The sequence below is a fragment of the Roseateles sp. DB2 genome, assembly GCF_051857535.1.
Lineage (GTDB): Bacteria > Pseudomonadota > Gammaproteobacteria > Burkholderiales > Burkholderiaceae_C > Roseateles_B.
The window spans coordinates 25,487-40,840 of record NZ_JBPZGY010000002.1 but is presented as its reverse complement, the minus strand read 5'-3'; the positions used below and the strand labels follow the sequence as shown (position 1 = coordinate 40,840).

Here is a 15,354-nt window from a genome sequence, read left to right as displayed (position 1 = left end):
CGTTCAAGACCCGCCGCCGCGGCCTTGCCACCATGCGGGCCCATGAACACCCAGACCCTCGCCCCCTCAAAGACCGCCCTGCCCCCCGGCCCCGCCGGCCTGGGCTTCGATCGACTGCGTGCCCTCAGCCGCGACTACCTCGGCTCGCTGCGCCAGTGGCACGCGCAGCACGGCGATGTCGTTCGCCAGCGCTTCGTGAACCTCGTGGACTACAGCTTCGTGCACCCGGACCACATCCGCGAGCTGCTGGTCGCCTCGCACGATCAGATGATCCGTTGGGAGCGCGGCATCGAGATTTTCGCCAGCGCCCATGGCCGCAGCGTGCTGGTGGCGGAGGGTGCGCCCTGGAAGCGGCAGCGCCAGATGCTGCAGCCCGGCTTCGCTCCCAAGCGGGTCGAGAGCTTTGTGCCCCTGATGGCAGAGGCCGCCGCCCAGGGTCTGGACCGCTGGCAGGGTCAGACCGTGGTCAACTTCGAAGCCGAGATGACGCAGATCACCATGGAGGTGATCCTGCGCAGTCTCTTCTCCCGCAGCGACGAGGCCCAGGGCCGCGCCACCGCCGCCGCGGTGCACGACCTCAGTGTGGAGGCCATGAAGGAGTTCTACTGGCCCGTCAGCGCACCGCTGTGGGCCCCGTGGAAGGCTCGCAAGCGCCGCGCCCTGCGGCAGCTCAAGGGCCTGATCGACGGCGAGATCCGCCAGCGCCTGGACGATCCGTCCCCGCGCGAGGACCTGCTGGGCATGATGCTGGCGGCGCGTGACCCGCAAGGCCAGGGCTTTGATGCCACGGGCCTGCGCGACGAGTGCATGACCACCTTCCTGGCCGGCCACGAGACCACCGCGGCGGGATTGACATGGTGGGGCTGGTGCATGGCCTCACATCCGGCCGAGCAACGCCGCGTGGCCGACGAAGTACGCGAGGTGCTGGGCGATCGCCTGCCCACCGCCTCGGACCTGCCCCGTCTGCCGCGCCTGGCCCTGAGCTTCAAGGAAAGCCTGCGCCTGTACCCGCCGGCGGCCGGCCTGCTCTCGCGCCGCACCACGGCGCCGCTGGAAGTGGCAGGCTATACCTTGCCGGTGGGCAGCATGGTGCGCATCACGCCCGCCCTCACCCACCGCGACCCACGCTGGTTCCTGGATCCGGAGGCCTTCCGTCCCGAGCGCTTCGACCCTGCGGCCGGCCATCCCGAGATCCCGCGCGGCGCCTGGCTGCCCTTCGGCGCCGGCCCGCGCGTGTGCCTGGGCAGCCATTTCGCCCTGACCGAGATGAGCCTGGTTGCCGCCCTGCTGCTGCAGCGCTATGTGCTTGAGGCCCTGCCCGGCCAGCCCGCGCCGCGACCGCGCCTGGACATCACCCTGCGCCCCGACGTGCCGCTGCAACTGAGCCTGAAGCGGCGCTGAGCCCGGACCCCGGCCGGCCTGCCGGGGTCAGGTCTTGCCGGGGACCTGCCACTCAGGGCAGGGTCTTCAGCTGCGCCTTCACGGGCACCGAGAAGGTGTAGCCGTCCGCACGGTCCCAGTTGATGGACCAGGTCATGGCACCACGGAAGCTTGGATAGGCGACCTTGGGCTTCACCGCGCCGCAGTTCTGCAGCAGGGTGAGGCAGGTCAGCGCCTGGTTGATGACGCTGGGCGGCGCATAGCCCCGGCCGGCCGAGCGCGTGCCCGACGGGACGCCGAAGGCCACCTGATCGGGGCGCAGGCCCTTGAACTCCCAGCCCGTGCCCTGGCTGACCTTGAAGCCCTCGATCAGCATCAGGCTGCCACCCACCAGGCCGTCCACCGTGCCCTCGCTGAGCTGGCGTCCGTCGGCGTAGGTGAAGCCGCCGTTGTTGTAGTACTGCACGTGGATCATCGTCAGCTCATCCCGCAGGCCGTCGATGATGGGCAGGTAGGCGCCCCAGATGCTGCCGTAGGCCACGTAGCCCCCCTGCACATAGGGATGCTCGGGTGCCATCGAGAGGTAGAAGCCTGGCCCCACCTTGGCCTTGAGCTGCTTCACCGCCGTGATGAGGTTGTTGATGATGGGAGACCCCAGCGAGACGCCGGCACCGCTCTCCAGGTCCAGGTCAATGCCGTCGAAGCCGTACTTCGCAATCAGCGCCGCCAGGGTGTTGACGAAGTTCGTGACCTGCGCGCTGGTGTTGAGCGTCATGCGCCCTTCCTGGCCGCCCAGGGACAGCACCACCTTCTTGCCCTTGGCGCGCTTGGCAGCGATGTCGGCGATGAAGTCGGCTTCCGAGCCCGCGCCGGGATCAAGCTGGAAGGCCACGCCGCCGTCGCCCGCGTCGCTGGCGAAGGAAATCATGATCACGTCCCAGTCATCGGACACGTCCTTCACACGGATGGGCGCGCCTGCGCCGTTGGCGAAGTTGTGCCAGTAGCCGATCAGGGCGTGCTTGGGCAGGCCGGGGGTCGGTGTCGGTGTCGGTGTCGGTGTCGGTGTCGGTGTCGGTGTGGGTGTGGGTGTGGGTGTGGGGGTGGGTGTGGGGGTGGGGGTTGGCGTTGGGCTGGCCGTGCAGTCGGCCACGAAGCGCCACAGCGAGGGCGTGGCGGCCGGGTTCCAGTTGGCCCCGGCGTAGGCCGTGTGGGTCACCAGGGCGCTGTAGTCCTTGCCCTGGTAGCTGGCAAGGGTGTTGGCGGTATAGGTCTTGCCTTCGGCCCAGGCGGCCGAGCAGGTGGCGGCCAGGGTGGTCGACGTGAGGGAGATGCCGGCGGCCAGCAGGGCCAGGCTCAGCAGACAGGGGCGGGCGGACGGGGACATGCAAACCTCCAGGGAATCGGTGCAGGGCGGGGCAACAGCCCGTGTCCGGCAGCCGTCACAGGCGCCGTCCTGGGCCGTTCGTGGACGACCCCTCCTCGGCAGCAGCACCCGTCTTTCCCCGGCCCGCCAGGGCAAGCCGCGCAAGCCCCGACGAGTGCCCCACCCGATCGGCAAGGATCAGGGGGCATTGGTATTTTTTTGGTCTTGCTCTGGTATTTGACTATCCGATCCGTCCGTGCGGCATGCGGATCAACCCTGGGCCGCGCCCACTGCCTTTTCCAGGGCATCGACGAAAAGCGCCGCCACGTCGAAGCCCGTCTGCGCCCCGATCTCCTGGAAGCAGGTGGGGCTGGTGACATTGATCTCGGTGAGGCAGGGCCCGATCACGTCCAGACCCACCAGCAGCAGACCGCGCCCGGCCAGGATGGGGGCCAGATGCTGGGCGATCTCGCGCTCGCGCTCGGTGAGCGGCATGGCCACGCCCTTGCCGCCGGCCGCCAGATTGCCGCGCACCTCGCCACCTTGCGGGATGCGGGCCAGCGCGAAAGGCACGACCTCTCCGCCGACCAGCAGGATGCGCTTGTCGCCCTGGGCAATCTCCGGGAGGTAGCGTTGCACCATCACCGTCTGGGCGCCGTCCTTGTTGAGTGTCTCGATGATGGCGCCGAGGTTCATGCCGTCCGGGCCGACGCGGAAGATGCCCATGCCGCCCATGCCGTCCAGGGGCTTGAGGATGATGTCCCGGTGCTCGGCATGGAAGGCACGGATGGCTGCCGCCGAGCGCGTCACCAGCGTGGGCGTGATGTGCTGGGGGAACTCCAGGATGGCCAGCTTCTCGGGATGCTCGCGCAGGGCGGAGGGCTTGTTGAAGACCCGGGCGCCCTCGCGCTCGGCCTGGCTCAGCAGTTGGGTGGTGTAGAAGAACTCGCTGTCGAAGGGAGGGTCCTTGCGCATCAGCACGGCATCGACCCCGGCGAGGGCCAGGTCTTGCCTGGTCGCCACCGTGTGCCAGTCCTGTGTGTCCGTGCCGTAGGCGCTGGCCAAGGCCGCGGGCGAGATCTGCAGCTGCTGAGCGCCGCGTGCCGTGACCAGGCCGCCGCGCTGCCAGACCAGGTCGGCCGGCTCGCAGGCCCAGAGTTCATGGCCCCTGCGGGCGGCTTCGCGCATCATCGCGAAAGTCGAGTCCTTGTAGGTCTTGAAGCTGTCCAACGGGTCGGCGACGAAAAGCAGTTTCATGGCGAAAGTCCGGATGAGTAGGCGATGGATCTTGAGAACGGCAGCCAGGTCAGGATCGGCGCAGGCGCTGCACCATCAGGGCCAGAGCCCCGGCCACCACGCCCCAGAAGGCCGAGCCAATGCCCGCCAGCTTGAGGCCCGAAAGCGTCACGAGAAAGGTCAGGATGGCGGCATCGCGGTGCGCCTCGTCCTTCAGGGCAGCGCTCAGCCCACCGGCGATGGTGCCCAGCAGGGCCAGGCCGGCGATGGCCGCTACCAGCTCCCGCGGAAAGGCCGCCAGCAGGCCCACGACGGCACCCCCGGCCAGGCCCAAGGCGATGTAGAACACGCCGGCCATCACCGCCGCGGTGTAGCGCCGCGCCGGATCTTCATGCGCCTCTCGGCCCATGCAGATGGCGGCGGTAATGGCGGCCAGGTTCAGCGCATAGCCTCCGAAGGGCGCCAGCACGAGCGAGGCCAGGCCGGTCACGCCTATGCTGGCCGAGATGGGCGTCTGGTAGCCGGAGGCCCGCTGCGCTGCCACGCCGGGCAGGTTCTGCGAGGCCATGGTCACGAGGAACAGCGGCAGCGCCACGCCAACGAGCGCCGCCACGCTGAAACGCGGGCTCACCCACTCCGGCCGGGCCCAGGCCCATTGCACGGCATCCATGTGCAGACGGCCCTGGAGGCCGGCCACGGCCACGCCTGTCAGCAGCACCACGGGCACGGCGTAGCGCGGCCAGAAGCGTCGGCCCAGCAGAAAGGCCCCGGCCATGCTCAGCACCAGGCCCGGAGCGCTCTGCGTGGCCAGCATCGCGTCCAGGCCGAATCGGGCCAGCACGCCAGCCAGCAGGGCCGAAGCGATGGCGATGGGAATGCGGTCCATCAGGCGCTCAAAGAGGCCGCTGAAGCCGGCGACAGTGATCAGCAGGGCGCAGACGATGAAAGCGCCGACGGCCTCAGGCATGGACACCCCCACCGCGCTGGCCAGCAGGGCGGCCCCCGGCGTGGACCAGGCCGTCAGCACAGGCTGGCGGGTCCAAAGGGACAGGCCCAGGCTGGTCAGGCCCATGCCCAGGCCCAGGGCCCACATCCAGGACGTCAGCTGCGTCGAGCTGGCGCCCAAGGCCTGTGCGCCCTGAAAGACGATGGCCACCGAGCTGGTGAAGCCCACCAGCACGGCCACGAAACCGGCGACGGTGGAGGGCAGGGACAGGTCTTGCATGAAGCGGCGCATGGGCGGGAGCATACCGGGGCCGAGGCAGCAAAGCAGGCGCAAGGGATTGCTCGTCATGCCGGCATTGGGTTCCGGCCGGAAAGCTGAAATACTGCGGCGTTCTCACTCGCCGCGATGCCGTCGCCCGCCATGAGCGAATCTATCCACGACTCGTCTGCGCCGCACCGCCCGGTGGGCCGGTCCGGCGACCTGCTGCTCCTGGCCCTTGCCCTGGGTCTCGGCCTGGCCGCCAGCACCTGGGCGTACCAGGCGCTGACCGAAGCAGAGCAGCTGCATGCGATGAAGCGCGCGCAGGCCATGGCCGAGCCGGTGCGCCTGGAGGTGGAGTTGACGCTCGCCCGCCTGGTCGAAGCCAGCCGCAGCGCCGCCCTGCTGGTGAGCACCCACAGGCCACTGCGCCTGCCCGCCTTCCAGCAGTTCGCCCGGGAGCTGTCGTCCTCGCTGCCACCTCGGACCCTGATCGAATGGCAGCCCCTGGTGAACGGGGCCGCCGAGCGCCGGCAGCTGGAGCAGGATGCCCGGGCCGATGGCCTGGCCGGCTTCGAGATCCGCGAGCCCAGCGCTGGCGGCCGGGGCTGGCAAGCAGCGCCTGAGCGGGACAGCTATGTGCCGGTGCTGTATGGCTGGCCGACGGGCCAGTCGCCCCTGGGCTTCGACCTGGCGCCGGACCCGCTGCGCATGAGCTCCAAGCTGGTTTCCGCGGCACAGCGTCGGCCCGTGGCCTCCAGCAGCTTTGCGGTGATCAGGGACGACATCGGCGCGCGTCGCTCCTGGGGCTTCGCGATCTCCTCGCCCGTCTTCGACACCATGCCGGACAGCAGCAGCCCGCGTCTGCGCGGCTATCTGGCCGCGGTCGTGGAACTGCCGCTGCTGCTGGCCCCGGCGGTGGACCGCGCGCGCCAGGGCGGCATGGGACTGTGGGCCATGGAGGGCAGTGGGGAGCAAGCACCGGTGCGCTTCACCAGCCAGGCGTCGGAGAGCGGGACGGCATTGCCGCCGGCGGACACCGGGCCGGCGCACGCCCTGCAGCAGCGCTTCGGCGTGGACATCGCCGGCCAACCCTGGACCCTGCTGCTGCAGCCCCTGCCGGAGTTCATCGACGCAGGCCAGCACAAGCGTCCACTGGCAGGCCTGCTGGCGGGCATCGCCGGCACTCTGCTCTTCAGCGCCGCCCTCTGGCGCGCCCTGGCCGAGCGCCGTCGCACCGCACGGGCCCATCAGCAACTGGCCCAGGAGCGCGAACGCCTGCAGCATGTGATTGACGGCACCCAGGCAGCGACCTGGGAGCACGACCTGATCACCGGCGAAACCCATGTGAACGAGCGCTGGCAGACCCTTCTGGGTTACGCGGTCGGCGAGTTCCAGCCCAGCCCGGGCTATGACTGGAAGGACGACTGCCATCCTGAGGACCTGCCCCGCGTGCGAGACGCCTTGCGCCGCCATCTGCGCGGCGAAGCGCCAGCCTACGACGTGGAGTACCGGCACCGTTGCAAGCCCGGCACCTGGCGATGGATCCACTCGCGGGGCCAGGTCATGCGCCGGGACGCCCAGGGCCGCGCCCAGCTCATCGCCGGCACCATGGTAGACATCGCCGACCGCAAGGCCGCGGAGGCCCGCGTGCTGGAGCTCAACGCCACGCTGGAGGCCCGGGTGGTCGAGCGAGGCGAGGCCCTGGCCGAGGCCATGGAATCCCTGCGCGAATCGCGCGAGGCCCTGGCGCAGGCGCAGCAGCGCGCCACGCTGGACGCCCTGATCACGGGCGTGGCACATGAACTCAGCTCGCCCATGAGCAACGCCCTGGTCTGCAGCGAGTCCTTGCGCACGGAAGCCCAGCAGTTCCAGGCCCGGATCACCCAGGGCGGGCTGCGCCGCGCAGAGCTGGACGCCTTTCTGCGCCACAGTGCCGAGCATGCCGAGCTCATCAGCCGAAACGTGCAGCGCGCGGTGGGCCTGATCGGGGAGGTGCGCCAGGTGGCGGCCGACCAGGCCAGCGCCCAGCGCCGCAGCTTCGATCTCAGCCAGATGGTGGGCGAGCTGATCAGCTCGCTGTCCCCCACCCTGCGGCTGCAGCAGCACCAGGTGGTGCTCGACATCCCGGAGGGCATCCAGATGGACAGCTACCCCGGCCCGCTGGGCCAGGTGCTGATCAATCTGGTGAACAATGCCCTGCTGCATGCCTTCGAGAAGGAGCAGGTCGGCGAGGTGCGCATCCAGGCCGAAGCCAACGGCGAGCAGGTGCAATGCCGGATCAGCGACAACGGTCGCGGCATGGACCAGGCCACGCTGGAGCAGCTCTTCAAGCCCTTCTTCAGCACCCGGCTGAGCGCCGGTGGCATGGGCCTGGGAATGGTGATCGTGGACCGCCTCGTGCACAAGGTGCTGGGCGGCCGGCTGCAGGTGCACAGCCAGCCGGGGGCCGGCACCGTCTTCACGCTCAGCCTGCCCCGCATGGCGCCACCGATCAAGCCCGAGGAGCCGGCGCCCGGCCTGTGAGCCGGCCCGGATCCCGGATCAGATCTCGACCTTGGACCCCAGCTCCACGATGCGGTTGGTGGGCAGGTGCAGGAAATCGGCCGCCGCCGCCGCATTGCGGTGCATGCTCGCAAAGAGCTTCTCGCGCCACAGGGCCATGCCGGAACCGATGGTGGGAATGACGATGTCGCGGGAGAGGAAATAGCTCGTCTCCATGTCGTCCAGGTGCACGCCACGGGCCTCCAGCAGCTTCAGCGCCTCGGGCACGTCCGGCTCGTTCTTGAAGCCGAAGTGCACCGTCACCTGCCAGCAGTCGTTGCCCAGGCTCTCCACCTCCACGCGCCTGTCAAAGCCGATCCAGGGCTTCTCATGGTGCCGCACCGTCACGAAGAGGTTCTGCTCGTGCAGCACCTTGTTGTGCTTGAGGTTGTGCAGCAGGGCATTGGGCGTGATGCCCTGCTCGGCCGACAGGAACACCGCGGTCCCCGGTACCCGCAGGGGCGGGCTCAGGAACACGGCCTCCAGGAAGCCCTTGATGTCGATGGCGTCCTCGCGGAGCTTGTCGGACAGCAGCTGGCGGCCCTGCTTCCAGGTCAGCATCAGCGTAAACATCCAGATGCCGATCATGAGCGGGAACCAGCCGCCCGCCGCGACCTTCAGCAGGTTGGAGGCCAGGAAGGTGGCATCGATCAGGAAGAAGAAGCCGGTGGCCGCCACACACAAGGCCAGGGGGAACTTCCAGCCGTAGCGGATCACGAAGAAGGTCATGACCGTGGTGATGGTCATGTCGATGGTCACCGCCACGCCATAGGCGCCGGCCAGCTTGCTGGACGAGCCGAACATCACGACGGCCACGACCACGAAGCCGAACAGCATCCAGTTGATGAAGGGGACGTAGATCTGGCCGATGTCGCGCACCGAGGTGTGGACGATGCGCATACGCGGCAGGATGCCCAGCTGCACTGCCTGCTTGGTGACGGAGAAGGCGGCGGTGATCAGGGCCTGCGAGGCCACGATGGCAGCCAGCGTGGCCAGGCCGAAGAGCGGCATCTCGGCCCAGGACGGCGCGATCAGGTAGAAGGGGTTCTTGATGGCTGCCGGGTCTTCCAGCAGCAGGGCGCCCTGGCCGAAGTAGTTGATCACGAGGGCCGGCATCACGATGGCATACCAGGCGATGCGGATGGGCTGCTTGCCGAAGTGGCCGAGGTCGGCGTAGAGCGCCTCGCCCCCCGTGACCACCAGCACCACCGCGCCCAGGGCCACGAAGGCCACCCAGCCGTAGTGCATGCAGAACTCGATGGCATAGAGCGGATTCACCGCCGCGAGCACCTTGGGGTTCTCCAGAATCTGGGGCAGCCCCAGCAGGGTGAGGCTGGCAAACCAGACCAGCATGACCGGCCCGAAGGCCTTGCCCACGCCGCCGGTGCCGAAGCGCTGCACAGCGAAGAGACCGGCCAGCACGATCAGGGTGATAGGGACGATGAACTGGTGGTACTGCGGGGCATAGACGTCGATGCCCTCGACGGCACCGAGCACCGTCATGGCCGGCGTTATGACCGCATCCCCGAAGAAGATGGCCGTCCCGAACAGGCCCACGCCCATCAGCACGCGCCGCAGGGTCGGCTTCTCGCGCACGGCCTGGGTGGCCAGGGCCAGCATGGCAATGAGGCCACCTTCGCCGTTGTTGTCAGCCCGCAGGATCAGCAGCACGTACTTGAAGGAGACCACGATGGTCATGGTCCAGAACAGCAGGGACAGCACGCCCAGGATGTTCTGAGAATTCAAGGGCACATGGCCGCCGTGGAAGACTTCCTTGAGGGCGTAGAGCGGGCTGGTGCCGATGTCGCCATAGACCACCCCGAGGGCGCCCAGGGTCATGGCGGCGAGGATGCCGGGGCTGCGGTGTTGTTGTTCGTGGCTCGAGCTCACAGGCGCGACGGCCTGACGCAGGTCAGGCCGAAGAGTCAAAAGTGCCTATTGTGCGCTCGCCAGCCCGCCGGGGCCGGGCTGTCCCATGCAAGCTGGGCATGCCCCCCTACCTCGGGGGCAGGGAGGCTCAGGCGTAGACCTCGGCCTCGGGGTCGGTAGCCTCCAGCTCGTAGCTGGCCGCCAGCATGCCCAGGCGGGCGATCACGCCGTACATGTAGAAGCGGTTGGGCGCGCTGGCACCGGGGGTCTCGCCGGGCCTGGGCAACTGGGTGGACTGGGCAAAGGCCAGGGGCACGTAGCTGGCGCCGGGGGCGTTGAGGTTTTCGTCCGCAGCGCGGTCGGCGTGCACGCGGTAGAAGCCGCCCACCACATAGCGGTCCATCATGCAGACCACCGGCTCGGCCACGGCCTCATTGACGCGCTCATGCGTCACCACGCCTTCCTGCACGATGACCTCGTGCACAGGCTGGCCGTCCTTGATCACGCTCATCTTGTTCTTGCAGCGGCGGTTGAGCTCCTCAAGCTCCTTGGCATCGCGCACGGTCATGATGCCCATGCCATAGGTGCCGGCATCAGGCTTGACGATGGCGAACGGCTTCTCCTGGATGCCGTATTCCTTGTACTTGCGCCGCGTCTTGGTGAGGACCTGGTCGACCTGGTCCTTCAGCGCTTCCAGGCCCTGGCCTTCGGCGAAGTCCAGGCCCTGCACGCCCACGGTCAACGGGTTGATCAGCCAGGGGTCCATGCCCAGCAGCTTGGCAAACTTCTTGGCCACCTCCTCGTAGGCCTGGAAGTGGCGGGACTTGCGGCGCATCGTCCAGCCTGCATGCAGGGGTGGCAGCAAGTACTGCTCGTGCAGGCCCTCCAGCACCGCAGGAATGCCGGCGGAGAGGTCGTTGTTGAGCAGGATGGTGCAGGGGTCGAAGTCCTTCAGCCCGAGGCGGCCGCGCTTGCGCACCAGGGGCTCCAGCGCCAGGCTGCCGCCATCCGGCAGGGCCAGGGTGGCGGTCGCCGTGAGGCTTTCATCCAGGCTGCCCAGGCGCACATTGAGCCCGGCCTGGGTGAAGATGCGCACCAGGGTCTGCAGGTGCTGCAGGTAGAAACTGTTGCGGGTGTGGTTCTCGGGGATCAGCAACAGGTTCTTGGCTTCGGGGCAGATCTTCTCGATGGCCGCCATGGCCGCCTGCACCGACAGCGGCAGCAGGTCCGGGTTGATGTTGTTGAAGCCGCCGGGGAAGAGGTTGGTATCCACCGGGACCAGCTTGAAGCCGGCATTGCGCACATCCACCGAGCTGTAGAAGGGCGGCGTGTGCTCCATCCATTCCAGGCGGAACCAGCGCTCGATGGCCGGCAGAGACTCCAGGATGCGCTGCTCCAGTTCCTTGATGGGACCGTTCAGGGCGGTGACGAGATGTGGAACCATGGTGCAGAGTCCTGGGCTGACGAGGCAGGAAGGTGAGGCAGGGAGATTCTAGGAGGCCGCAACTGAGGGCGTATTGCCCGAATGCAAGTCCTGCGACGCACCATTTGTGCAAGATGCGGCGCTATGCTTGGACGGTCGATGCTGCGCTGCCCTGCCCACAATGCCTGCCAAACTGCTGATCGTTGAAGACCAGGCCGACATCCGCCGCCTGATCCGTTGGGCCCTGGAGGACGACGACTACGAGATCCGCGAAGCCGCCAACGGCCAGGCCGGACTGGACCAGATCCTGAGCTGGCACCCCGACATGGTCCTGCTGGACATGATGATGCCCGGCGGCATGGACGGCCTGGAGCTGTGCCGCCAGGTCCGCGCAGCACCCGGCACCGCCAAGACCATCATCGTGATGCTGACCGCCAAGGCGGCCTCGGCCGACCACGAGGCCGCCCGCACGGCTGGTGCTGACTACTTCCTGCCCAAGCCCTTCAGCCCGGCCAAGCTGTCGGAGCTGCTGGGCGCCCTGCTCAAGCACAAGTCCAGCCCCTAGGGCATACCCGACGCCCACATCAGTGCGTGACTCGCGGCAGGACCAGCCCCCGTTCCTAGAATCCCGCCACCCTCGATTCAGCGGCCCTGCCCGAGCCCCACACCATGCGTCTGCCCTCACTCCGCCCACTCGTCCGTGAACTGGGGCGACTCGCCTTGCTGCTGTCGCCGCTGGCTGGCCATGCCGCCGACGTCCCCGCCGATGCCGGTCTGTTCACCGCCCGTGTCCTGACCAACGCCTCCAGCACCAGCCGCGGGACCTTTCTCTACTTCAACCAGTGGGAGACGCTGACCCTGCAGGACGCCAGCAAGCGTGAAGTCGAGATCAAGGCCGACAAGGCGGGCGGCAACAACAGCAGCCAGGTCTTCGAGGCCGTGCTGCCGGCCGGGAAGTACCGCCTGCTGCACATGGTCTCGCCGCGCACGCCGACCCGGGTGGGCGCCGACCTGCAGGGCGTGATCGCGGAGTTCGAGGTCCGGCCACAGACCGTGACTAGCCTGGGCACGCTCATCTACCAGCCCACCGGCAACCAGGGCTACACCATCCTGTGCGACGGCTTCGATGCGCCGCAGATCGAGCGCGTGAGACTGAACTACCCGACCCTCTACCAGGCGCAGGCCGAGCATGCACCGGTCCGGCCCTGCGTGGGCAACGAGGTGGCCGCCCGGGCCAGCCAGGCCCTGCAGGGGCGCACCTACGTGCTCAGCAACTCCCGCATGACCTCGGTCGTCGGCACGGCCACGCTGGGCGTCATCCAGGCCTTGATCGAGAAGGCCTCGGCCACCGAGGCCATCCAGGCCTGGAAGGCCGAGACCGACCCGCAGAAGCGCCTGTCCATGGCGCGCAGCAGCACCTACGCTTTCAACGCCACCCGGATGCTGGACAGCGGCGAGGTGCTGGCCGGCAGCAATCTGGGCCAGCTGCTGGTGCGCGAGCCCCAGGGCAGCTGGCAGCGGCTGGACACCGGGGACACCCGCGAGATCACGGCGCTGCTGGCGGACAGCCGCCAGCACATCCTGGCCGCCGGCGAGGAAGGCCTGCTGATGCAGACCACCGACGGCGGCAAGTCCTGGCAGGCCATCAGCGCGCCCACGCACGGCCTGATCGTCAACCTCGCCCGCCAGGACAAGCGCTTCTTCCTGCTGGCCATCGAGGGTTTCGATGCCGTGCTCTACGGCACATCAGACCTGCAGCAGGGGCCCTGGACGGAGCTGCGCCGCGAGGTCAACGCCCGCGAGGAGGTCAAGCTGCCCCTCGCCACCTTCTTCCGCACCCCCTCGCTGACCGCCAGCGGCTGGGTGATCGGTGGCCGCTACGTGATGGTCACCTCCAACGGCTTCGTGAACAGCCTGAACCTGAAGGACGAGAGCTGGACGCGGACCAAGACCCCCTTCGACGAACCCCGCGGCGCCACGGCCCTGCGCAATGGCAGCCTGTTCGCCTACAGCAAGAACAAGGTCTACGTCAGCCGCGACCAGGGCGCCACCTGGACGCGGGACGAGATGGGCTGCATGAAGCTGATCACCGCGGCCTACGGCCTCAAGGGCCAGGCCTACAACGCCTGCGGCCAGGGCGCCTTCGTGTTCTCCACCGCCCTCATGCAGCGCAGCGGCGATGCGGCGCCCTGGACGACGCTCAGCGACGAGACGCCCACGCCCGCCTCCGCGCTGTTCGCCAGCGAGGTGGACGACACCCTGCTCTTCATGAACCCCGAAGGCCTGATCTACGGCCGCGCGCCCGGCGCCAAGGACTGGACGCTGGAGCGCAAGCCGCTTTGAGGCCGCGTCGCCCCATGAGAAAAGCCGCCCTCGGGCGGCTTTCCCTTTGCGCGCCTGCCGGTCGGGAGGACCGGCAGTGCGGCGATCACTTGTGGTACGCCGTCTCGCCGTGCGAGCTGATGTCCAGGCCCTCGCGCTCTTCCTCTTCGGAGACGCGCAGGCCGATGGTCAAGTCCACGACCTTGTAGGCGATCACGGACACCACGGCCGACCAGACGATGGTCACGCCCACGGCCTTGGCCTGCGTCCAGACCTGGCCGGCGATGCTGTAGGCATCCGGCGCGATCATCGAGGCCGTGACCCAGTCGCCCACGGCGCTGGGGCCGCCCAAGGCGGGCGAGTTGAACACGCCGGTCAGCAGGGCACCCACGATGCCGCCCACGCCGTGCACGCCGAACACGTCCAGCGAGTCGTCGGCACCCAGCAGCTTCTTCAGGCCGGAGACGCCCCACAGGCAGGCGAAGCCGGCGACCACGCCAATCACCAGGGCGCCTCCGACGCCCACGTTGCCCGCAGCCGGGGTGATGGCCACCAGGCCGGCGACGGCACCGGAGGCGGCACCCAGCATCGAGGCCTTGCCCTTGTGCAGCGCTTCGCCCACGCTCCAGGCCAGCACGGCAGCGGCCGTTGCAACGAAGGTGTTGATGAAGGCCAGGGCGGCGAAGCCGTTGGCTTCCAGGGCAGAGCCGGCGTTGAAGCCGAACCAGCCCACCCACAGCAGCGAGGCACCGACCATGGTCAGCGTCAGGCTGTGCGGCGTGAAGGCCTCGCGGCCGTAGCCGACGCGCTTGCCGACCATGTAGGCGCCCACCAGGCCGGCCACGGCAGCGTTGATGTGCACCACGGTGCCGCCGGCGAAGTCCAGCGCGCCCCACTGCCAGATCAGGCCGGCCTTGCCGTTCATCTCATCGACGACGCTTGCGGCGGTGTAGGCATCAGGCCCCATCCAGAACCAGACCATGTGCGCGATGGGCAGGTAGCTGAAGGTGAACCAGATCGTCATGAACGCGAGCACGGCCGAGAACTTGATGCGCTCTGCAAAGGCGCCCACGATCAGGCAGGCCGTGATGCCGGCAAAGGTGGCCTGGAAGGCGGCGAACACGATCTCCGGGATCACCACGCCCTTGCTGAAGGTGGCGGCATTGGAGAAGGTGCCGGCGACGTTGTCCCAGATGCCCTTCATGAAGAGCCGGTCCGTGCCGCCGATGAAGGCATTGCCCTCGGTGAAGGCGAAGCTGTAGCCGTACAGCACCCACAGCACCACGATCAGCGAGAAGGTGACCATCACCTGCATCAGCACCGACAGCATGTTCTTGCTGCGGACCAGGCCGCCGTAGAACAGGGCAAGACCTGGCACCGTCATCATGATGACCAGCAGGGTGGACAGCATCATCCACGTCGTGTCGCCCTTGTTGGGCGTGGGGGCCGGCGCCGAGGCCGCTTCGGCCGGAGCGGAAGCGGCGGCAGCGACAGGGGCCGAGGCCGGCGCCGCGTCAGGCGCAGCGGCCACGGCGGCGACGGAGGCCGCTGCGGCCGGGGCCGAGGCAGCGTCCTGGGCCCAGGCGCCCGGGGCGAAGACCGCCGCGGCGAGGGCCAGGGAGGCAAGCAGTTTCTTCATGGGATCACTCCAACGATGTCTTGTTGCGGTGCTCAAAGCGCGTCTTTGCCGGTCTCGCCGGTCCGGATGCGCACGACCTGGTCCAGGGGCGAGACGAAGATCTTCCCGTCACCGATCTTGCCGGTGCGGGCCGAGTTCTCGATGGCTTCGATGACCTGGTCCACGACCGCGTCATCCACGGCCGCCTCGACCTTGACCTTGGGCAGGAAGTCGACGACGTACTCGGCGCCGCGGTAGAGCTCGGTGTGGCCCTTCTGGCGGCCAAAGCCCTTGACCTCGGTAACGGTGAGGCCCTGCACGCCGATGGCGCTGAGCGCCTCGCGGACCTCGTCCAGCTTGAAGGGCTTGATGACGGCGGTGATGAGTTTCATGGT

11 protein-coding genes are annotated in these 15,354 nt (G+C 68.5%); 4 read left to right on the top strand and 7 right to left on the bottom strand.

The features are described from left to right. Positions 1 to 42 precede the first annotated feature (42 nt). Positions 43 to 1,401: a cytochrome P450 gene (locus ACS5PK_RS02635; protein ID WP_439438729.1), complete on the top strand. Its 1,359-nt coding sequence runs from the start codon at positions 43 to 45 to the stop codon at positions 1,399 to 1,401. A gap of 52 nt (positions 1,402 to 1,453) precedes the next feature. On the opposite strand, the gene ACS5PK_RS02630 is transcribed toward ACS5PK_RS02635, so the two are convergent. The 3 genes from ACS5PK_RS02630 to ACS5PK_RS02620 form a co-directional block, all read right to left on the bottom strand. Continuing rightward, positions 1,454 to 2,764: a chitinase gene (locus ACS5PK_RS02630; protein ID WP_439438728.1), complete on the bottom strand. Its 1,311-nt coding sequence runs from the start codon at positions 2,762 to 2,764 to the stop codon at positions 1,454 to 1,456. Between the two features lie 249 nt (positions 2,765 to 3,013). Next, positions 3,014 to 4,000 carry a glutathione synthase gene (gene gshB / locus ACS5PK_RS02625; RefSeq protein WP_439438727.1) on the bottom strand — a complete coding sequence of 329 codons (987 nt, stop codon included), beginning with the start codon at positions 3,998 to 4,000 and terminating at the stop codon, positions 3,014 to 3,016. A 49-nt stretch (positions 4,001 to 4,049) separates the two neighbouring features. Continuing rightward, positions 4,050 to 5,204 (bottom strand): benzoate/H(+) symporter BenE family transporter, encoded by a 1,155-nt coding sequence (locus ACS5PK_RS02620; RefSeq protein ID WP_439438726.1) that lies wholly within the window; start codon positions 5,202 to 5,204, stop codon positions 4,050 to 4,052. A gap of 141 nt (positions 5,205 to 5,345) precedes the next feature. Between ACS5PK_RS02620 and ACS5PK_RS02615 the strand changes: the two genes are divergently transcribed. Further along, positions 5,346 to 7,709 (top strand): ATP-binding protein, encoded by a 2,364-nt coding sequence (locus tag ACS5PK_RS02615; protein ID WP_439438725.1) that lies wholly within the window; start codon positions 5,346 to 5,348, stop codon positions 7,707 to 7,709. Positions 7,710 to 7,727: 18 nt separating this feature from the next. Here the strand turns inward: ACS5PK_RS02615 and ACS5PK_RS02610 are convergent, their stop codons facing one another. Together ACS5PK_RS02610 and gshA are read right to left on the bottom strand one after the other, a co-directional pair. Continuing rightward, positions 7,728 to 9,566: a potassium transporter Kup gene (locus ACS5PK_RS02610; RefSeq protein ID WP_439439156.1), complete on the bottom strand. Its 1,839-nt coding sequence runs from the start codon at positions 9,564 to 9,566 to the stop codon at positions 7,728 to 7,730. A gap of 178 nt (positions 9,567 to 9,744) precedes the next feature. Then, entirely contained in the window at positions 9,745 to 11,040 is a 1,296-nt protein-coding gene (gene gshA, locus ACS5PK_RS02605) for a glutamate--cysteine ligase (RefSeq protein ID WP_439438724.1), read from the bottom strand. Positions 11,041 to 11,200: 160 nt separating this feature from the next. On the opposite strand from gshA, the gene ACS5PK_RS02600 reads away from it, so the two are divergent. After that, positions 11,201 to 11,584 carry a response regulator transcription factor gene (locus tag ACS5PK_RS02600; RefSeq protein ID WP_439438723.1) on the top strand — a complete coding sequence of 128 codons (384 nt, stop codon included), beginning with the start codon at positions 11,201 to 11,203 and terminating at the stop codon, positions 11,582 to 11,584. Positions 11,585 to 11,688: 104 nt separating this feature from the next. Next, positions 11,689 to 13,362, top strand: a complete 1,674-nt coding sequence (locus ACS5PK_RS02595) for a WD40/YVTN/BNR-like repeat-containing protein (RefSeq protein WP_439438722.1) — start codon at positions 11,689 to 11,691, stop codon at positions 13,360 to 13,362. Between the two features lie 85 nt (positions 13,363 to 13,447). Here ACS5PK_RS02595 and ACS5PK_RS02590 read toward each other — a convergent pair whose 3' ends face one another. Both ACS5PK_RS02590 and glnK read right to left on the bottom strand, forming a co-directional pair. Continuing rightward, positions 13,448 to 14,980: an ammonium transporter gene (locus ACS5PK_RS02590; protein WP_439438721.1), complete on the bottom strand. Its 1,533-nt coding sequence runs from the start codon at positions 14,978 to 14,980 to the stop codon at positions 13,448 to 13,450. 32 nt (positions 14,981 to 15,012) lie between these two features. Beyond that, positions 15,013 to 15,351, bottom strand: a complete 339-nt coding sequence (gene glnK, locus ACS5PK_RS02585; RefSeq protein WP_439438720.1) for a P-II family nitrogen regulator — start codon at positions 15,349 to 15,351, stop codon at positions 15,013 to 15,015. Positions 15,352 to 15,354 lie beyond the last annotated feature (3 nt).